Annotated in this window: 10 protein-coding genes; 6 read left to right on the forward strand and 4 right to left on the reverse strand. The window is 37.7% G+C overall.

Annotation, left to right across the window (positions count from 1 at the left end):
* Positions 1 to 180: 180 nt before the first annotated feature.
* From ACQ5J2_RS15265 to ACQ5J2_RS15275, 3 genes are read left to right on the forward strand one after another with little or no spacing between them, the layout of a single operon-like run.
* Entirely contained in the window at positions 181 to 5,247 is a 5,067-nt protein-coding gene (locus ACQ5J2_RS15265; RefSeq protein ID WP_432671327.1) for a translocation/assembly module TamB domain-containing protein, read from the forward strand.
* Positions 5,247 to 7,517 (forward strand): BamA/TamA family outer membrane protein, encoded by a 2,271-nt coding sequence (locus ACQ5J2_RS15270; protein ID WP_432671328.1) that lies wholly within the window; start codon positions 5,247 to 5,249, stop codon positions 7,515 to 7,517. The genes ACQ5J2_RS15265 and ACQ5J2_RS15270 overlap by 1 nt, the downstream gene beginning before the upstream one ends.
* A 9-nt stretch (positions 7,518 to 7,526) precedes the next feature.
* Positions 7,527 to 8,072: a hypothetical protein gene (locus ACQ5J2_RS15275; RefSeq protein ID WP_432671329.1), complete on the forward strand. Its 546-nt coding sequence runs from the start codon at positions 7,527 to 7,529 to the stop codon at positions 8,070 to 8,072.
* Between the two features lies 1 nt (position 8,073).
* On the opposite strand, the gene ACQ5J2_RS15280 is transcribed toward ACQ5J2_RS15275, so the two are convergent.
* Positions 8,074 to 8,205, reverse strand: coding sequence for a hypothetical protein (locus tag ACQ5J2_RS15280; protein WP_432671330.1), 132 nt, complete (start codon positions 8,203 to 8,205; stop codon positions 8,074 to 8,076).
* Positions 8,206 to 8,398: 193 nt separating this feature from the next.
* Here ACQ5J2_RS15280 and ACQ5J2_RS15285 point away from each other — a divergent pair, with 193 nt between their 5' ends.
* The 3 genes from ACQ5J2_RS15285 (at position 8,399) to ACQ5J2_RS15295 (ending at position 13,113) form a co-directional block, all read left to right on the forward strand.
* Entirely contained in the window at positions 8,399 to 9,487 is a 1,089-nt protein-coding gene (locus tag ACQ5J2_RS15285; RefSeq protein ID WP_432671331.1) for a hypothetical protein, read from the forward strand.
* A gap of 97 nt (positions 9,488 to 9,584) precedes the next feature.
* Positions 9,585 to 11,717, forward strand: coding sequence for a DPP IV N-terminal domain-containing protein (locus ACQ5J2_RS15290; protein WP_432671332.1), 2,133 nt, complete (start codon positions 9,585 to 9,587; stop codon positions 11,715 to 11,717).
* Between the two features lie 667 nt (positions 11,718 to 12,384).
* Complete coding sequence (locus ACQ5J2_RS15295; RefSeq protein ID WP_432671333.1) at positions 12,385 to 13,113, forward strand: SDR family oxidoreductase; 729 nt, start codon at positions 12,385 to 12,387, stop codon at positions 13,111 to 13,113.
* A 15-nt stretch (positions 13,114 to 13,128) separates the two neighbouring features.
* Here the strand turns inward: ACQ5J2_RS15295 and ACQ5J2_RS15300 are convergent, their stop codons facing one another.
* From ACQ5J2_RS15300 to ACQ5J2_RS15310, 3 genes are all read right to left on the reverse strand, one after another.
* On the reverse strand, positions 13,129 to 14,007 hold the full coding sequence (locus tag ACQ5J2_RS15300; RefSeq protein ID WP_432670543.1) for an IS3 family transposase: 879 nt from the start codon (positions 14,005 to 14,007) through the stop codon (positions 13,129 to 13,131).
* A complete protein-coding gene (locus tag ACQ5J2_RS15305; protein WP_432670545.1) occupies positions 14,004 to 14,303 on the reverse strand; it encodes a transposase in 300 nt (99 codons plus the stop codon). The genes ACQ5J2_RS15300 and ACQ5J2_RS15305 overlap by 4 nt, the downstream gene beginning before the upstream one ends.
* A 263-nt stretch (positions 14,304 to 14,566) precedes the next feature.
* Positions 14,567 to 22,084 carry a LamG-like jellyroll fold domain-containing protein gene (locus tag ACQ5J2_RS15310; protein WP_432671334.1) on the reverse strand — a complete coding sequence of 2,506 codons (7,518 nt, stop codon included), beginning with the start codon at positions 22,082 to 22,084 and terminating at the stop codon, positions 14,567 to 14,569.

The following is a 22,084-nucleotide window of genomic DNA, read 5'->3' on the forward strand; positions in this document are numbered from 1 at the left end:
TTTTTATGCTAAAAGGTAAGATTGAATGGCAAATTTCACAATATTAAATCTACAAAACGTAAGTTTATTTAAGGTCGTTTTGCCATCTTTGTAGCAAAATGAAGTCATTAGAAATTTATATCATCCTTTTTTGAAATAAAATGACTACCTCATTTCACCAAAACAATTAAACTTAATCGCTTGAAAAAGTATTTTTATAGAACGCTTCGTGTATTTGGATGGATTATCGGAATTTTGATTTTACTAATTCTGATACTTTTTATCGCAATACAAATTCCAGTTGTGCAAAACTTTGGCAAGGACCAAGCCGTTTCCTACCTTGAAGGAAAAATCAAAACCAAAGTTGTCATTGATAATTTTGAAATGGGATTTCCTAAGAAATTTCTTTTAGAAGGCGTTTACCTTGAAAATCAAAAGAAAGACACACTCCTTTACGGAAAAAAAATTGCTGTCAATTTTAATCTTTTCGGACTTTTCAGCGATAAACTGGAGTTTAACGACATTAATATTGACGGAATCGTAGCCAATATTTCTCGCGACAATCAGGGTGAATTTAGTTTTGATTATATTACGGATGCTTTTGCTTCAAACAAGGAGAAAGACAGTTCGGCCCCTATGAAAATTTCGTTGAAAGACATTGAGTTGAACAAAATTCGAATCAATTACGACGATTATTTTACTAAGAATTTTGCAAAAATAAACTTAAATCATTTTGACACAGAAGTTAAAAATTTTGATTTACAAAAACTTGATTTCAATGTTCCTAAAATCACAATTGATGGTTTTCGAGCTAAATTGAAACAAGGACTTGTTGAAAAAGTAGCCAAAGAAACTGAGAAAGCGGTTATGGAGCAAGCGGAAACTAATGCCCTAAAAGTCAAAGTGGAAGAAATTTCTTTGTCGAAAATATTTCTCGATTATGAAACGGAATCGGGTAACATTAAAACGGTGACCGATTTGGCCTCACTAAATATTGTATTTAATGCAATTGATTTAGAAAAACAAATTATTGACATCAAGGAAATTCGTTTGAACAACACAAAAAGTTCGCTTGCAATGACAAAAAAAGAGCAAGTGAAAAAGGTTTTAAATGAAACACCAAAAGCCACAACAACTTCAAGAAATAATTGGCAATTAAAATTGAATACGATTAAAGTTGACAGCGTCAATTTCAAATTTGACGATTATAATAGTGTTGCGATTCAGAAAGGAATTGATTACAAACATTTGGATTTAAAAGGCTTGAAATTAGATGCAAATGCCCTTTTTTATTCGACAAAAATGATTTCTGGAAGTATAAATAATTTCAAACTTACCGATAAAAGTGGCGTTCAAGTGGATTCGCTGACAACCAACTTTTTCTACGGAAATCAAGGTTCCTATTTGAAAAAATTATATTTAAAAACACCTCAAACTGAAGTGAAGAACGAAATTATTATTGGTTACGAATCCATCAACACAATTGGAAAAGATATTGGTGATTTAGCTTTAAACGCTACATTGAAAGGAAGTAAAATTGGATTTAAAGACATTTTATTATTTGCTCCTGATTTGGCAAAAAGCAATCCTTTTAAATCCAATCCAAACGCAATATTACAAGTAAATAGTCGCATAAAAGGAAAAGTGAACGATTTTAAGATTCCAAATTTAGAACTTTCAGGTATTGGAACAACAAAAATTGTAGCAAGTGGTCACGTGACGGGATTGCCTGATGTTCAAAAAATGAACTTGGCTTTAGATTTGAATAATTTCGAGTCTTCTGCAAAGGATTTGAACGATTTTTTACCTTCAGGAACGATTCCGAATAACATTCAGTTGCCAAACACTTTTACCGTAAATGGAAAGTTTAACGGTGGTATAAATAATTTCAAAACCGATTTAAAATTGAAATCAAGTTCTGGAAATGCAACAATTAAAGCACTTTTTGACAGAACTCGAAAAAACTCGGAACGCTATGATGCCGTTGTAAGTCTTGACCGTTTTGACATTGGTCGATTGATTCGAAATGATTCAATGGGAATTATTTCGGTTGATGCTAAAGTAAAAGGAGTTGGATTAAATCCAAAAACGGCAAATGCAACGGTTTCTGGAACTGTTAAACAGGCTAAATTTAACGGTTATAATTACACCAATTTAAATTTGGACGGTTCGATTGCTAATGGAACTTTTGACGCAAAAGCGGATATGAACGACCCCAATCTAACTTTCAAATTAGCAACGACTGGTGGATTTAAAGACAAGTATCCGGCTGTTAAATTAAAGATGAATCTGGATATTGCTGATTTAAACAAATTAAATTTACACGCTGGACCTTTAAAAATAAAGGGAAATATTGTGGCAGATGTTCCGACGGCTGACTTAGATTTCTTAAATGCTCGAATTGATTTAACCGACTTGGTTTACGCTAACGAAAAGGAACAAGTGGCGTTAGACAGTATTAAAATTAGAGCGATTGCAACCGCAGATAAAAACACAATTACATTACAATCTCAATTTGCAAATGCAACTGTGGACGGACAGTTTAAGTTGAGCGAAATTGGTGCTGCTTTGCAAAATTCAATTGCGAAATATTTTGACGCGAATCCAACGGCAAAGAAAACGAAAACTGGTAAACAACACTTAACCTTTGAAATCAATCTAAAAGACGACCCGAATTTGCAGAAGATTATCCCGAATTTAACGAGTTTACAAGCTATAAATATAAAAGGTCGTTACAACAGTGTGAACGATACGATAGAAATTAAAGGGAAAATTCCGAAAATCGTTTACAATGGAAATACGATTTCCGGTGCTGTAATTGACGTGAATACTAAAGGAGATTCTTTAGTTTACAACGTGGTTGTTGACGACATTAGCAACGCTTCATTTGGTTTGCCGTATACCAAAATATCGGGAACAGTGGCAAATAATATAGCGAATTACGATATTCTATTGAAAGACGCAAAAAATAAAGACCAATATGCGATTGGTGGATCGCTTGAAACCAAAGACAATAACAGTACCGTCAAATTAAACTCGGATAATTTCTTGTTGAATTATGAAAAATGGGTTATCCCTAACAATAATTCAGTGGTGCTGAATGAAAAAGGATTATTGATAAATAATTTTAATTTGGAACACAATGGTAGTTCGATAAAAATTCAATCACAACAAAAAACACCTAATGCTCCAATTGCAGTAGAGCTCGACAATTTTGACATTAAAACGTTTACGAACATCATTAAGAAAGAAAATCTTGAAACGACAGGAATTTTAGATGGAAAAGTTTTATTGAAAAATTTAGATAAAAAAGTATTATTTACCGCTGATTTGAACGTTGAAAATTTTACTTTTAATAAAGATACTGTCGGAAACATTGCTATAAAAGTAGATAATAATGTTGCCAATGTTTACGATGCGAAAGTGGGAATTACTGGAAACGGGAATCAAGTTGACTTAAATGGAACCTACAAAGCAGATTCTAGTACATTTGATTTAGTTCTTGATTTGGAACAACTGAACATGAAAAGTATCCAAGGTTTTACAATGGGTAGTTTGACGAAAAGTGAAGGGTTTTTATCTGGAAGATTCACCGTTAAAGGAACTCCAGATAATCCAGCCGTTAATGGAGATTTGAGCTTTAACGAGGTTGGATTTAATGTAAAACAATTGAATTCAAATTTTAAAAACATCAATGATAAAATCGTCATTAATCAACGTGGGGTTAATTTTGACAACTTTGAAATTAGTGATGAAAACAACAATAAACTTATTGTAAAAGGAGATGTTCTAACTCAAAATTTCCGTGATTATGGATTTGATTTGAACATTGAAGCCGCTAATTTTAAAGCTGTGGATTCAGGTCCTGAAGACAATGATGTGTATTATGGGAAGTTGTTTATGGATACCGAAATTTCAGTAAAAGGCGACTTAAATCAACCTATTATAGAAGGTACAATTAGGATAAATGAAGACACTGATTTCACTATAGTTTTACCACAATCTGACCCATCAATTGCAGATAGAGAAGGAATTGTAGAATTTATTGACCAGGACAATCCGCCGATGATTAAAAAATTGACGGTTTCTGATACGTTAAGTCAGACGAAGTTAAGAGGAATTATCGCATCAGCAAATATTGAAATTGTGGAAGAAGCTGCGATTTCAATTGTGATTGACAAAGGGAACGGAGATTTCTTAAAATTAAAAGGTGAAGCGCAATTAGCAGGAGGGATCGATGCATCTGGTAAGACCACTTTAACCGGACGTTATGAATTTACCGAAGGAAGTTACGAGATGACTTTTAACGTTATTAAAAGAAAATTCGACATTAAAAAAGGAAGTTATATTCTTTGGACTGGCGAGCCAACTGATGCTGATGTAAACATTACAGCCATCTATAAAACCGATGCTTCCCCAATTGATTTGATTGAAAATCAACTAGACGGCATGACAGCTAGCATTAGAAATACGTACAAACAAAAGATTCCATTTGAAACGGAGTTGATTATGAAAGGTGAATTATTGAAACCTGAAATTTCTTTTGACATCATTTTACCTGACGGAAATAATAGCGTGTCAACAGATATTATTAACGCTACGAAAGCGAAACTAGCAGAAATCAGACAACAACCTTCAGAGTTAAACAAGCAGGTTTTTGCATTATTATTACTGAATCGGTTTATTGGTGAAAATCCATTTTCAAGCGAAGCTGGAGGAAGTGATGCCAATTCCCTTGCTCGTCAAAGTGCTAGTAAAATTCTATCGCAGCAGCTTAATAATTTAGCAGGCGATTTAATTGAAGGGGTCGAATTGAATTTCGATTTAGAGTCAACCGATGATTATACTACTGGCCAAAAAGAAAACAGAACCGACTTGAATGTAGGGGTTTCAAAACAATTGTTAGACGACCGATTAACCGTTACTGTTGGTAGTAGTTTTGGCTTAGAAGGACCTCAACAAGCCAATCAGCAAACCAATAAAATTGCGGGAGACGTTACGCTTGACTATAAACTTTCAAAAGACGGACGTTACCGTGTTAGAGCGTATCGAAAAAATGATTACCAAGTGGCATTACAAGGGCAAGTTGTAGAAACAGGTGTCGCATTTATCATCACGTTTGATTATGATAAATTTCGCGAGTTGTTTCACAGAACGGAAGAAGAAAAACAGGCGAAAGCTAAAAGCAAAGAGCAAGACAAAATCAGAAAGGCGAAAGAAAAAGCAGCTGAAAAAGAACAAGAAGACGATTCCCAAAAAGACAACTAATGAACAGTAAACAGCTCCTATATTCGGTATTATTTTTATTTCTGTTGAGTTCATGCAACACGTATAAGTACGTACCAGAAGGTGACTTATTATATACAGGTGGAAGTGTAAAAGTACAAGATTCACTAGTTTCAAAAAAGCAAAGAAAAGCTTTACAGAGTGAAATGGAAGACATGTTACGACCGCTTCCCAATAAGACATTCTTAGGTTTACGACCAAAACTATTCTTCTATAATCTAGTTAGTGAAACAAAAAAGGACAAAGGTTTTAAACATTGGGTGAAATACAAGTTAGGCGAACCACCGGTTTTGTATAGCAAAGTGGATTTAGATTACAATGAAGATATCTTACGCAATTACAGCGAAAACAACGGCTATTTCAAAACGAAAGTTGAATCAGACAGTACACGACGCGGAAGAAAAGCTAGTGCAGAATATAGCGTAGAACCGCGAAAACAATACAGAATTAAGTCGGTGACATTTCCTGATGATTCGACTGCGATTGCAAAACAAATCAATAGAATAAGTAGACGTTCACTTCTAAAACCAAATAGACCCTACAACTTAGAAATCATTAAACTAGAGCGTCAGCGAATTGACACCCGCTTAAAGGAAAAAGGGTTTTTCTACTTTTCGGAAGATGATTTGTTAATCCAAGTGGATAGTACGGTTGGTAAATCTGAAGTTGATTTAATCGTTAAGATTAAGGAGCAAACCTTAGATAAATCGTTAGAGCAATACCGTATTAATAATATAATCGTCTATCCAAATTACAGTATCAACGACACTATTTTTAATACTGAAAAGAACGCAATAAAGCACAACGACCTTACAATTATTGACGAGGAAAATATATTTGACCCACGTGTTTTCGACAGAACCTTGTACTTTAAAAAAGACGATTTGTACAATCGAACCGACCATAATCTTTCGCTAAACAGGTTAGTCAATTTAGGAACGTTTAAATTTGTAAAAAATACCTTTAAAATCGCTGATACAACCGGAAATTATCTTGATGCCTACTACTATCTAACGCCTCTCCCTAAAAAGTCTATCCGACTGGAAGTGTTAGGGAAGACCAATTCTGCTAACTATTCGGGAACAGAACTTAACGTAAATTGGAGTAACAGAAACACCTTTAAAGGAGCTGAGTTGCTAAGCGTTTCTGTTTTTGGAGGTTTGGAAGTGCAAGTTTCAGGACAAAATAACGGTTTTAATGTCTATCGTCTAGGTGGCGAAACAAGCTTAATTTGGCCACGATTCATTGCGCCAATCAAGTTAAATTCTGCAAGTGGATTTGTGCCAAGAACCAAAGCATCTCTAGGTTATGAGTTTCAACAACGGGACAAATTATATTCCCTTAACACCTTCAAAGGGTCATTTGGATACATCTGGAAAGAAAACATTAGGAAAGAACATGAATTGAAAGTGAGTGAAATTACCTATGTTAGTCCGATGCATGTAACTTCTTTATACCAAAGTCAGATTGACGAAAATGAAGCTTTAGGAAAGGTAATCGAAAAGCAGTTGATATTTGGTCCAACGTACTCCTACACCTACACGAATACCATGCAGAAGCGGAAGAAGAACACCATGTACTTTAAAGGTGATTTGGAGCTTGCGGGAACAATAGCGGGTTTAGTTACAGGTGCTGATGCCAATAAAGAAGCACCGAAGGAAATACTAGATGTCCCCTTTAGTCAATTTGTGAAGTTACAAGCTGAGTTTCGGTTCTACCATAAGCTAGGAAAGAACAGTGAAATTGCCAGTAGGGTAATCGCGGGAGGTGCTTTCGCCTACGGAAATTCGACGACGATTCCTTTTATCAAGCAATTCTTTATTGGGGGAACCAACAGTATCAGAGCTTTTAGAGCACGCTCTATCGGGCCTGGGTCTTTTATCCCAGAAGCTACGGGCGGGTTCCTACCCGACCAATCGGGGGATGTTAAATTAGAGTTCAGTACAGAGTACCGTGCTAAAATTTACAGCGTTGTCAACGGTGCGGTTTTTCTCGATGCAGGAAATATATGGTCGCTTGAAGATGGAGTCGACAATGGTACGGGAAACAGAAAATTCTCTAAAAAGTTCTTTGACGAAATTGCAGTTGGTGCAGGTGTTGGTCTTCGGTTTGACTTGTCTATTTTAGTATTACGTACTGATTTTGCTGTACCTTTGCGATTGCCTTACGGTGCTCTTTCTGACCGTTGGGTTCTTGATAACATCAACTTAAAGTCAGGTGTGTTCAACTTGGCGATTGGTTACCCATTCTAAAACTTTTTGATGACAAGCTACACTAAATACAACTTTCATAAGTACACATTCTGCATTTTTACCGAAGTCCCTGCCGCTGAAGTTTCAGCGTTGGCGTTGCACTACACGAGTAAGTCAGGAAGCGAATACTCCTTTACCAAGGAAGGTGTGTATCGAAAATCAAATCATTGGGGTCGTGCCGCTAACTGCAAGTGGCGTTTGCAAAGCAAAGGTCTTGACGAATCTTCGAGAGTGAAAGTAGGTTTTGCCCTCTGGACAGAATTCCACGCTATTAATGAAAATGACAAGTTATACTTTATTGAAGTCGATTTCGATAATGAAGCTGTACAGTACTACCACAAAAACACGTCTGACAGTCAAACGAATTACTTGAGAACTGCAGCTGCAACAACTAAGCGGGTGAAAGAGATTCGGAACCTGTTGTCCAATACCAAGAAGTTGACGTATTGGGACGCGGAGGAAGACCTTGAAAGCCTTCTAAGTAAGGTAGTGCACTTATTAATAACTACTGATTTTAATTTATTACAAATCAAAAACGAGTTACTTAACCCGTAAGCTATGAGAAGTAAATAGCGGTAAATATCAAGTAACCTATCAGCAGTATTGCCGAAATAATGTTTCTGTTCATGTCAATGTGCTTCCTGCTGATGACTAAATTCTTTCTGAGTTTCTTTTCTATCTTTTCCATGATGCTCGTTTTTAAAAGTATTAGACAAATTTACGACGCCACCACCCCCTATCGGTTACACATAAAAACTATTTATTTATAATATTAATTGGTTGCAAAGCCCGTTGCCACCCCTTTTTATTAATATCAATGTGCATTTGTAGGTAATCTTACATTTTAATTTTTAACTTTACGCTGTAAATCGCATCCTCTTATGAAAATCATCAAATATGTATTCCTTTTACTGCTTTTAGCAATTGTAGGAATCTCTGTTTATATCGCTACACAAAACGGTGAATACACCATCAAACGTTCCACCTTTATCAAGGTACCTAAAGAAATTGTTTTCAACTATGTGAATGATTACAGAAACTGGGACCAGTGGCTGGACTTAGATGCCAACCCTGCTGACGTGAAATACAACTTTCCTGAAAACACCATCGGACAAGAAGGCTCTTTTTCTTGGAAAAATGGCGGCCAGGAGGGGCAATTTCAATCCCTTTTTGTAAAAGAAAACGACAGTATTGCACAAAAACTTATCATTGATGGACGACCTTCCAAGTCGGCGTTAACCTTAAAGGACTCTATTGGAGGAACGCAATTGAACTGGATTGTAACCGGTAGCGCCACTTTTGCCACTAAAATCAAAGCAGCATTCAGCGGAGGTGTCGAAGCCTATGTTGCCAAGATGTTCCAGAACAGCTTAAACAACGTGAACACCATTATCACCAAGGAGATACGCGAGTTTTCCATCGAAATCATTGGCGAAGTACAGATTGACAGTGTTTATTATGTGAAACAAACGGCTACTGTAAAAGTACGCGACATGAACTCCCGCATTACCCCAATGCTGCAACGCATGCACCAGTTTTTCAAAAACGGTAACATGGTTATGAACGGAAGCCCCTTCGTGATTTACGAAAGTAGCGATGTGGCTAACGGTACCATTACCTTCTCGGTGTGTGGTCCTTTAAAGGAAGAGATTTTCGTGTCAGAACCAAGTGATGTTTCCATTGCTAAGTTGCAACCTTTTACTGCTTTAAAAACCGTTTTAACAGGTGATTATTCACATAGAAACGAAGCCATCAAGAAAGCCCTGAAGCACATTGGGGAGAACAACATCAGCCTCAACTCTGCCCTAAAGTACATGGATGTTTATACGGTTAATGCTTCTAATGAGAAGAGTCCGTCGAAATGGGTTACGGAAGTCTTAATTCCTATACAACCCATCGTCGTGGCACCGCCAGCTCCTGTGGTTGTTACCGCTCCTGTGCTTAGAGCGTCTGACGGCGTGGTCGATTAAGCGGTACCTCGCAACCTTTCCTGTTAAGAATCGTGTAAAGTAGTTTACAAACAATAGGTTTTTATTACATTTGCTTTTATATCAAAAAATTAAAGAAATGAATAAAAATCTGATTGCCTTCGTAAGCTTCTTCTTTATAGTTTCTGCTTTTGGGCAAACCAAAGAATTGACTCTAGAAGACGGCGTGATGCAACAATACCGTGCTTTTCGCCCAGACCAAGTACTGGGTTTTCAGTGGGTTCCTGAATCTAATAACTACCTTTATTTCGAGGAGCTTGGGCGAAAACTCATGCTTGCTAACCCTAAAGACACTAAGGGAACGGAACTTGTTTCGCTTTCTGAGGTGAATACCGCATTGAATTCGGAGTTTAGAAGTTTCTGGGGCGTTGAACTCAAGGATGCCTCGACACTTGTATTTTCTGATGGTGCTAAGTACTACGACTACAATTTTACAACCAAAAAAGGAAACCTCATCACCACGACTCCCGATGGAGCTGCAGGACAAACCCTCAACCCTTCAAAGGATTTAGTAGCGTTTACTGAGGCCAACAACCTTTATTTCATTGGCAAAAATAACTCAAAAGTAGCGGTAACTGCCGAAACCAATTCGGGCATTGTCTCTGGACAGACGTATGCGAGAAGTGAGTTTGGCATCACGCAAGGTATCTTCTGGTCGCCTAAATCGACGTATTTGGCATTTTACCAAAAAGACGAGACGGAGGTAGCTGATTATCCTTTGCTGGACATCAACGAAACGCCTGGGAAACTAGTCAATATCAAGTATCCAATGATTGGGCAGAAAAGCGAAAAACCACGTGTGGGTGTGTACAATTTGGCTACCAAACAAACGGTTTTCATTAGGCCAAAAGGAGCTGCTGATGCTTACTTGACTAATCTTTCCTGGACTCCAGACGAGCAGTTTGTCCTTATTGCAGAGGTAAATCGCGAGCAAAACGACATGTCCTTGCATTTGTATGATGCAGAAACAGGCGCGTTTGTCCGCACACTTTTAAACGAAAAAAACGACCGTTGGGTAGAGCCTGAGCATCCTGCATTTTTTCCTAGCGCGACGTCTAATAACTTTGTATGGTTTAGTGAGAAAGACGGGTTTCAAAACTTGTACTACTACTCTATCGAAGGAAAATTAATCAAGCAATTAACGGCTAATCAATTTGTAACCAAATCCATTTTAGGTGCCAATACGAAAGCTTCTGAAATCTATTTTGAAGCAACAGGTCCTGACGGGATGAACACTTTAGCCTATAAAGTGACCTTGAAAGGCAAGCAAACTTTATTGACCAAAAACAACGGAACGCACACGGTGATGATGAACCACGACGGAACGTACTTCTTTGATGAATATTCAAACCATACTACGCCATCCAAGACCTTGCTTGTAGATGCTAAAAGTAAAGAGACCGTTTTAGTGGAAAGTCCTAACAAATATAAGGACTATAAGATGGGTGTATCTGAAATCAAAACGATTAAGGCAGCTGATGGAACGACCGACTTGGTTACCCGATTAATCAAGCCATCTAACTTTGATGCTTCTAAGAAATACCCTGTTTTGGTGTATGTTTATGGAGGTCCCCATGCCCAATTGATAACCAACTCTTACCTAGATGGCGCAAGCTTGTGGATGTACTGGATGGCAGAACAAGGCTATCTTGTTTTCACGGTAGATAACCGTGGGTCAGGCGAAAGAGGATTTGCTTTCGAAAGCGTTATTCACGGTCGCTTAGGCGTTCATGAGATGGACGACCAGATGAAAGGTGTAGACTACTTGAAGTCGTTGCCTTACGTAGATGCCAGCCGTTTAGCCGTTCACGGTTGGAGTTTTGGTGGATTCATGACGACATCGCTAATGCTAAGAAAACCCGGAACCTTTACCACAGGTGTTGCCGGTGGTCCTGTAACCGACTGGAAATACTACGAAGCCATGTATGGTGAGCGTTATATGGACACTCCCGCTGAAAACCAAAAAGGTTTTGACGAAGCCAACACGCTTAATTATGTGCAAAACCTAGAAGGAAAGTTACTCCTGATACACGGTACTGCAGATGATGTAGTGGTAATGCAGCACAATCTTGCACTCGTAAAGAAATTTATTGAAGCCGAAAAGCAAATGGATTTCTTCCCTTACCCAATGCACAAACACAATGTAGGCGGGAAAGACCGTGTGCATTTAATGCGAAAAGTACTGCAATATGTGATGGATAACAACAAGTAATATCCTCCTACAAATTAGTATAAAAGTCCTGATTTCTTCATTGAAATCAGGACTTTTTTTGTACTGATAGTTGGTTCTACTGGTTAACAAGAAATGATTATGAGTCCGTTTTTTTACATGGTGCAATGTCTTTGGACGTTATGCAGTAAAACACTTGCTTTACTGCAATGTCTTTGGACGTTATGCAGTAAAACACTTGCTTTACTGTAATGTCTTTGAACGTTATGCAGTAAAACACATGCTTTACTGTAATGTCTTTGAACGTTATGCAGTAAAACACGTGCTTTGTTGCAATGTCTTTGGACGTTATGCAGTAAGTAACGTTACGCGGTGCAATGTCTTTGGACCTTATGCAGTATGTAAAAATTACATGGTGCGAAAGTTTGCTCCACTTTACAGTATGTAATTTTTGGTGCTATATCCTCAATGAAATTACGAGACAAAATAAGTAGCCAAGCCATTAAAGGTTTAGGCGTTAGTCCGCAAGTATTTTATTTAAATTCTAAAGTATTTAAAATTTGGCAAAGCCAATGGAATTTGCAGCACCATTGTTCTAACGAATTTAAGAACACAAGAGTGCTATTCGTTAAACATTTCAAAATTAGAAAAAGGGTTACCTTACAAATTAGTAACTTGAACATTAAAATTAAATAAAACACATTTAGCTATGAAAAAACAAACCATTTTAATCACAGGTGCAGGCTCAGGACTGGGAAAAGGAACAGCAATAGGTCTTGCGAAAGAAGGACACAAAGTAATTGCCGCCGTACATACGTTTGAACAAATGTCGCGATTTATTGAGACCGTAAAAGACTCGGATTATGAAAAAAACATTGAGCTAATAAAGCTTGATATTCTGGATGATATTGATTGCGAACGCGCTTGGAAATACTACATTGACATCTTGGTTAATAACGCAGGCATAGGCCACACAGGACCACTGGCTGAGATTCCTGTTGATTATTTAAGGGAAGTAATGGAGACCAATACGTTTTCGACCTTAGAATTCTCGCAACCTTTTATCAAGAAAATGGTAAAGAACGGAAAAGGTAAAGTCGTTTTCTTATCGTCAATTGCAGGACTTTCAACAAGTCCGTTTTTAGGACCTTATAACGCGTCTAAGCACGCACTTGAGGCTGTTGCTCAATGTTTGCGTGATGAGTTACAACCCTTTGGTGTAACGGTTGCCACTATCAATCCGGGACCGTTTGATACTGGATTTAACGATAGAATGTACGACACGTACCAACAATGGTTTGACGCCGATGAAAATTTCACTTCAAAGAAAGACATCGAAAAAGCCGCCGAAGGAATGGCAAAGAACCAGTTTGACCCGCAAGGCATGATTGATAAAATGGTGGAAGTTATCCCTATGAAGGAGTGGATATGCAAATAAAAGATGGAGTTTAAGTTAAGCGACATTTTTATAATTATTTGATTGATTGTTAAATTCCTTTATTGTCATGTATTTCAAAGCTGAATGTCTTCTTTTTTGATTGTACCAGAGTTCAATGTATTCAAAAACTTGAAGTTTCATTTGTTCTTTTGAAATGAGCTTATTGCCGTAGATTAATTCCGTTTTTAAAGATTTAAAAAAGCTCTCTGCCACTGCATTATCCCAACAATTTCCTGTTCTACTCATGCTTCGAGTTACTTTATATGAGTCTAAAACATTTGCAAATTTGTTGTTAGCATATTGGACACCTCGATCAGAATGAAAAATTAATCCATTTTGCACATTTCTGTTTCTAATTGCCATTTTCCATGATGCTAGAGTTGTTTCATTTGTACTCATTCCATCACTTAAGCTCCAGCCGATAATTTTTCTGTCATACAAATCCATTACCGTTGTTAAATACAAAAATCCTTCTTTAGTGTGAATATATGTAATGTCTGAAACCCATGCTTTTGATGGCTGAGAAACCAAAAATTGTCTGTTTAACACATTCTCAACAAGTAAATAATTATGTTTAGAATCAGTGGTAATCTTAAATTTTTTACTCAACTTACTTTTCAAACCAAGTTCTCTCATATATTTTGCAACTGTAATTCTTGAAATCTGAAACCCTAAAATATTTAATTCCATTGTTATTCGTGGACTACCATAGCGCTGTTTGGATTCAAAATAAAGGGATGTAATTTTTTCTTTTAAAACATTCATTTTCTGAAGTCGCTTAGAAATGGCAGCGATTTTCCACCGGTAATAGCCACTTTGGCTGACTTTTAAAACTTTACACATTTTTTCAATCGGAAATATTTTTGCATGATTTTTAATAAAATCAAATATCATCGACCGCTCTTGGAAAAAATGCCCACTGCTTTTTTTAATATATCTCGTTCTAATTCAGCTTCTTTCAACTTTGCCTCTAATTCGCTAATTAGTTTTTGTTCTGATGTTTGTTTTAAAATTCCATTACCAGGAAAGCTACCAGCACCAAACTTATCGTAATCCTTACGCCACTTATAAAGCATACTAACACGAATACCTAATTCTCTGGCTAATTCAGTTATGTTGGAACGTTCATTGCTTAGTTCTACAGCTTTTATTTTAAACGCTGCGTCATAAATTTTTCTCTCTTTTGTCATAAGTTAAAATTAAGGTTTTTTCTCTTAACTTAAACTCCCAGCTAAATTAGTACATCCAGAGCACACTTTCCGTACCGTTTTTCCAGAAAAGATGGTTGCGATGTGTCAAGAGTACCAAGACCGTCAATACGAAATCAAGACGGATACTATAGACAAGTCAAAGAAATAAAGCTGTTGCTTAACAGGTTCATTAAATTAGAAAAGCCCCAATTCAATTAAGAGTTGGGGCTTTTCATCCTTAACTACCACGCTAATAAAGTCGTTTAGTATACAATCTTCTTAGTAGTCACTTGATTGTCTATTGCTGTTATTTTTACCAATACTACTTGATTGGCAATGTTCAACTTGCTAAATGTAGCAGTTGTTGCATTTACATTTTCTAAAACTTGAATCAAGCTTCCGCGGATGTCGTATAGTTCTACCTTCTGCATTTCTATAGTCATCGCGTTGATAAGGATATCTTGTCCTTCTTTGTACACCTTTACTTTGTTGATGTCTAAGTCGGGATTGTTCGTTTCAAGTGTATTTTGGTACACCACTTCAAAACGGTCGTTAGCGATTCCCTCATTTGCTGTAAAGCTATAAGCCGATTCTTTCACGTTATGAACAAGTCCGGTAAGGTTATCTTTGATGTAGATATTTTGACCTTCAGCAAAGAATCCATCAAAAGCACCTAACGAAATGCTAAACGCACCTGCGGTTTCGGTTTTGAAACCTAAAGCAACACTACTTGCAACGTCAAAAGGCAAGCCTACACCTTGGATAATGTATTCGTTACCGTTGATAAGCGATGTTAGCGCCGTGTTGCTATCGTTAAAATAGCTACTGTCAAATCCGTTGTCTACTCCTGCAGATGTTGCAGCAGTGTAACCAATTAATGTTTGACCTACTAGTGCTGTATTGTTAGACAATTTCAGTCTAAAGCGGTGCATTTCTTGTGTAGCACTTCTTAAGAATACTCCATTACTCTCAAAGTTTCGCATACCATTGTTAAAAGTCAATTGAGTAGCTGCAGTGCTTTTTACAAAAAACCCTTGTCCAGAACCAATATAAGGCTCACTATCAAGTGCATCTTCAACCCCTGAAAGACCGGGCTGTGAACTTACAAATCCCATGTTATTGTAGGTTGAATAACCTGTACCTGCTGCTCCATTTCGCTTTCTCCAATAATAAATGGTTTGCTCTACATCTGGATTCGCACTATAAAATAGAGGAATAATAATTGGTGATGGATAAGGATTTCCTACTAAATTCATTCCTGCATTTGCAGTAGAAAGAGGAACAGTGATTGTTCCATTTTGAGGCACACCTTTAAACACTCCTGAATAAGATACTCCAGGAGTAGCTTCGTCCACATATTCTACCCAGTTGTTAGGCATACGAATAAGATACCCATTGGCAGCTTCAAATTCTTTTGTTAAAACATCAGCGGCTGTAACAATTTCTTGTACATAATCGCCATTTGTTCCTAATGCTGTATCATATGATTTAAATCGGTTGAAAAGTGTTTGCAACGAGAAACTTCTTAAGTTTTGGTTTTCTACAGGAGAAGACCAAAGCGTATAATCCTGACGGTACAATGGAAATGAATTTACATTTACAGTAACCGGTCCCACGTTTTGAACGTCTTTGAACTGAATTAGAACACTATTATTTTCAACCACAAAATCAGTAGCGGTAGCATTGTTAGTGATTTTTCCTACTACACCAACTCCTCCACCCGAATTAACGGTAAGACTTCCGTTAGTTGTAATCACTAATTCACATGCTATAAATTGTTCTTCAATAACTAATGAACCATCAATAATTGCTTTCATACCGGGATGTGGTTCTCCGTTGCTCCATTCGATTCCGTTCCATGTAGTTATATCTAATTCAAATGATTCTAAATCTACCGCTACGCTTTGAGAAAACGAACATTCGCCAACAGTAGCGGTCAATATATATGTCCCTGATGAAGTAACCGATACTTCAAGCTCATCTGTCGCTCCATCAATAACACCGCCATTAGATGCCGTCCATGATAAAGTGGAAAAGCTTGGCAAGTCTTCTATTGAACCCGCCAAAGTTACAGATTCAGTTATACAAGTAACCGCCTCAGCTTCTATTACAACGTTATAATTTAGTGTACTTACAACAGCACTACCCGTCATTACAGTAGTCAATTCAGTTTCAGTATTTGTAGCCAATACGGTATAAGTCCCTGCAGTAACAAAGTTGCCCAACGAAAGTGCCTCACCTGTTCCTGCTACTGCATCACCTATATTAGTAGATGCCAATTGTACTTGATAAGTAACACCAGTCTCACTACCCGATAATTCAATTGCAATTCCCGCACCCGCACCATCAGCACACGTTGATCCGCCTCCTGTAACTGCAAAAGGTACCGGAGCGAAAATCTCAGTTACAGCAACACTGGTTCGCGAACTTTCACACCCATTTATATTAATGGCAGAAACATAATACGTTCCTGCTGTTACTTCAACATCAACAGCTAGAGGCGAACCTCCAGTTGCGGCACTATAATAGGCAATACTCTCACTTGGTGCTGGAACTAAATCAGCAACTGTTTCTCCGAGAACATAGGTTTGTGCTGAAACACTTGGTGCAGCAGGAACTGAAACTCCAGAAGTTACAGGCGATCCTCCAAGCCAGTTGGAGTAAAAAGCATTTGTCAATGCAAAATAGGTCAAAGTACCATTATGTCCGTTACCTGTAGCATCTGTTAATGTAGTTATACCTGCATTGTAAACACCTGCACTTCCTTGATTGAATTTGTAATAAGCTAGTAATCCCGTTTCGCTTCCTTGTAATTCGCAGTTTTTACTTTGGGCAATTTGACTAGCGGTTCGGGCAATGTTCCAAATTCGAACCTCATCCATATTTCCATTATAAGTTCTTCCTGTATTTTGCAAATTTGCTCCAAGAGCTACTTGATAAGTAGAAGTATTTAGTATACCTGTTCCTGTTATAGTCTTGTCAAGAGTACCATCAATATAAATAACTGCATTGCTACCGTTATAAGTAACTGCAACGTGGTGCCATGCACCATCGGTAACGGTTGCAACGGAAGTTACATCTCCAAAAGCACCATTTCCTGCAAAATTAATTTTCCCTGAAGCTGTTAATGCAATACGCCAACTGTTATCTCCTTTAGTAACCAAAGCATCCCATTGTTGGGGTGTGAAATTAGAGTTCATCCAAAACTCTACCGTCATTTGATTGGTAAAATTAAAATCAGTTGAACTAGGCAGAACCACATGATCGGCATTACCGTCAAAATTCAAATGGGTTCCAGTTGTTGGAGCATATACATTGACTACAATTTCCGTCCTACCACTGTAACATCCGTTCGTGTTTTTTTTAGCAACCCAATACGAGGTACTTCCTAATGTAGCAGTAGAGGGTATTGGCGGAAACGGAGACCCATTTAAAGCAGTGGCACCCGTATACCACCATAAATTACTATCGTTAGAAACCGTATTTAAAGTAGTAGCTGTAGCTCCCTGATAATAAATTACAGGTGAGATTACAGTGGGGCTATCCTGAATTACAGTACCGGTAGTTATAGGAGAACCCGAAGCCCAATTGGACGATGGTACATCATACGTTAAGGCAAAATTGGTTAAGGTACCATGATTCGCATTGGTTGTAGCGTCTGTTAAGGTTGTTAGAGTAGGATTGTTTCCTGTAGTTCCTTGGTTAAAATTATAATAAGCAACCAAACCGGTTTCTGTTCCTTGCAACTCACAGTTTTTAAAAGCAATAAAGTCAGCTTGCGTTCGGGCAACATTCCAGATTCTCAAATCATCTATAGCACCGTTAAAATAACGTCCTGCTTCAGCAACACCAGCGTTTCCTGAAGATTCGCCACCTATCATCGTACTGTTGTTCGCATTGTAAACAATATTATAACCGCCTCCTGCATTATTAGTAGAGATTAAGTTCCCGTCCATATAAAATTTAAGATACTGATGGTCATAGGTTAATGCAAAATGATGCCAACCTGCAGAAATTTGACTCAACGGTTTAGTAACTGTAGCGTAGGCACTATTTCGAGCTACAACTGCTGTTAAATTAGTTCCTGAAACACCAATAGCCCAACCACCACTTTGTGTGTTTCCTATCAGTGTAGCGTTATTTGAAATACCACTCCAATTACTGCTGTAAGCATTAAACTCTACCGTAATTGCGTTTGTGGGTTTAAGATTTGCAGTACTTCCTAAATCAACATAATCATTAATACCATCAAAGTTTAGATGCGTGGCGGTAAAGGTTTGTATAACTGTTACATTTACTGAAGTTCGTGTACTTTCGCAACCACTAGCATTCGTTGTTGAAACATAGTACGTTCCAGTTGCTAATGCGGTTGTGCTTGCTAAAGCTGTTCCGTCAGTTACAACGTCATACCATTTTATGGTTGTGCTTGGTGCAGGTACTAAATCAGCTACAGTTTTACCAGTAAAAAAAGTTTGTGCTGATGCTGTTGGGGCAGTTGGTATAGTGTTAGCAGTTATTACTACCGCAGTTCTAGCACTTTCGCAACCATTTGAATTACTTTCCGAAACATAATACGTTCCTGTTGCTAATGCAGTTGTATTTTCTAATGCTGTTCCATTAGTTGCGGTATTATACCATTTTATAGTAGCACTAGCAACTGGAATTAAATTGGCAACGGTTTTGCTTCCACAAAAAGACTGTGCAGAAGCAGTTGGTGCTGCAGGAACTACCACACCAGTAACAATTGGCGACCCAGCCATCCAGTTGGAAGGAGCACCCGAAAGTGCAAAATTCTGTAAAGTACCGTTTGTACCGCCAGAAACCGAATTGGTCAACGAAGTTACTGTAGTGTTTGTACCACCATGCATTCCTTGATTAAAATTATAGTATGCTAATAATCCCAATTCATTTCCTTGCAACTCACAAACTCTATTGCTATTTATTTGTGCTTGTGTTCGTACCACATTCCAAAACCTAACATCATCGATGGCACCACTAAAATACTTGTTTGCCTCTGTAACTCCTGCCGTAGCGGTTGCTTGACCTCCAACAATTGTACTTATACCTACATTATGAATTATGCTTCGATTTCCGCCTACATCATTTGTACCAACCAAAACGCCATCTATGTAAAAACTTATAATTCCAGTACCATAAGTAAAAGCAAAATGATGCCATCCAGCACTAATTTCGCTCAAGGGTTTTAAAACATTGCCATACAGTTCCTCATAATTATTTCTACGGACCCTAACATTCAAATTAGTGCCCGAAACTCCTACAAAGTACCCTCCGAAACTCAAGTTTCCTATCAAAGTTGGTTCATTCGTAATGCTACTCCAATTGGCATGATAGGCCATGAACTCTAAAGTCATAGCACTTGTTGGTTTTAAAGTCGCAGAATTACCTAAATCCACAAAATCATCTACACCATCAAAGCGCAAATGTGTGGCGGGTACATTCATGGTTACCGCTACTGAAGTTCGTACACTTTCGCAACCTTCCGCATTTGTTGCGGAAACATAATACGTTCCTGTTACTAATGCAGTAGCACTTGATAAGGCAGTACCGTCAATGGCTACATCATACCATTTTATAGTCGTACTTGGTGCAGGTACTAAATCAGCTACTGTTTTAAGCGTAGTAAATGATTGTGCAGATGCTGTTGGAGCAGTTGTAAAGTTAACAGTTACTGCAACAGAAATTCTAACACTTTCGCAACCATTGTCATTGCTGGTCGAAACATAGTACGTACCTGTTGTTATAGCGGCTGTACTTGCTAATGCTGTCGCAGCAGTTGCGGTGTCATACCATTTTAAAGTAGCACTCGCAGCTGGAATTAAATCGGCAACGGTTTTGCTTCCACAAAAAGATTGAGCAGCTGCTGTTGGTGCATTAGGAACTACAACACCAGTAACAATTGATGAACCAGACCTCCAGTTGGAATTTGAGCCTGTTAGTTCAAAATTTTGTAAAGTACCGTTTATACCACCAGAAACCGAATTGATTAATGATGTAACTGTTGTGTTTGAAGCTACATTTATCCCTTGATTAAAATTATAGTAAGCAATTAAGCCTGATTCATTTCCTTGCAACTCACATATTCTATTGTTGCTTATTTGCTCTTGCGTTCGTGCTACATTCCAAATTCTTACATCATCAAATTTACCATCAAAATAACGTCCTGAATCAGTACTACCAGCTAATCCTGATGATTCTGCACCTATAATTGTGCTATTGTTCGCAACGTACAAAATATTATGAGCACTTCCTGCGTCATTAGTACCAATCAAATTACCATCCATATAAAACTTAAGATATTGATGGTCATACGTTAAAGCAAAATGATGCCAACCTCCAGAAATTTGGTTCAATGGCTTAGTAATGGTACCATAACTACCATTTCGAGCCAATATCGCAGATAAATTGCTTCCTGAAACGCTAATAGACCAACCACCACTTTGTGTGTTTCCTATCAATGTAGCGTTATTTGAAATACCACCCCAATAATTACTATAAGCATTAAACTCTACCGTAATAGCTGTTGTTGGTTTAAGAGTAGCAGTACTTCCTAAATCAACAAAATCATCAACACCATCAAAGCGTAAATGGTCTGCAGGAAGATTTAATACTACAGTTACAGGAGTTCTTACGCTTTCGCAACCGTTGCTGCTAGTTTCTGCAACGTAGTAGGTCGTGGAAAATATTGGATTTGTACTGTTTTGAGGTAGTGTTGAATTTGCAGTTAGATACCATTTTATAGTTGCACTTGGTGCAGGAGTTAAATCCCCAAATGTTGAAGCAGTAGTAAATGTTTGAATAGCATCGACTGTTGGAGCACTTGGTGCAGGTAAAACTTCAATAGTCATGGTTGTGGTATTGAACGCTGGACTTGCACTTGGTGTAAATGTATAAGTAGTGGTAGCCAAATTATTAAGTGCCGGAGACCAAGAACCTGCAATCCAATTTCCAGAATTTGTAGGTAACGGTACTAAAGTAGCCCCAGAACATTTAGGCTGTCTTTGACTAAAAACAGGTGTCAGACCATTAACAGAATAAAAATTTTGCCAAACCCCTGCATTTTCATAAGCCGCTATACTTGCATCGGCCACATACAATCTACAATATTCCTGATTTGTTGTTCCACTAAACATAAGTGCCGGAAGGAATAATGGTGTGGTTCTAAGACAAATTACGCTGGATAAACTTGGACAATCAGCAAAACTAAGATCCCCTATAGAATTTAAAGAATTAGGAAGGGTAACTGTGTTCAATAAGGTACATCCTTTAAAAGAGTCGAGGCCAATTGAAGTAACAGAATTGGGTATTACAACCGAAGTTAATTTAGTACAATATTGAAAAGCAGATTGACCAATAGTAGTCACCGAATTATTTATGGTAAGGGACGTCAACCCTGTACAAAATTGAAAAGCCCAGTTGCCAATAGAAGTTACAGAACTTGGGATTCCCATTGTTGTTATTGCGCTACAATGTGAAAAGGCAGAATCACCAATAGAAGTTATAGTCGTAGGAATATGAAGATATACTAATGATGTATTACCCGAAAAAGCATTATTTCCTATAGCGGTCACCGTATAAGTATTACCATTGTAGATAACGGACCCTTCAATCCAAGCTTCAAGATATACACCTGTATTATTTCCAACTTGCGCCGTGTTGGAAGAAGTAATATCATAGGTAATGCCCTCATAAAGGAAACTTTGTGCAAAAGCGCCAAACTGCCAACACATCGCTAAAATTAAAAAGTAGAATTTAAGTTTCAT

The sequence above is a fragment of the Flavobacterium sp. SM2513 genome, assembly GCF_050908145.1.
GTDB lineage: Bacteria > Bacteroidota > Bacteroidia > Flavobacteriales > Flavobacteriaceae > Flavobacterium.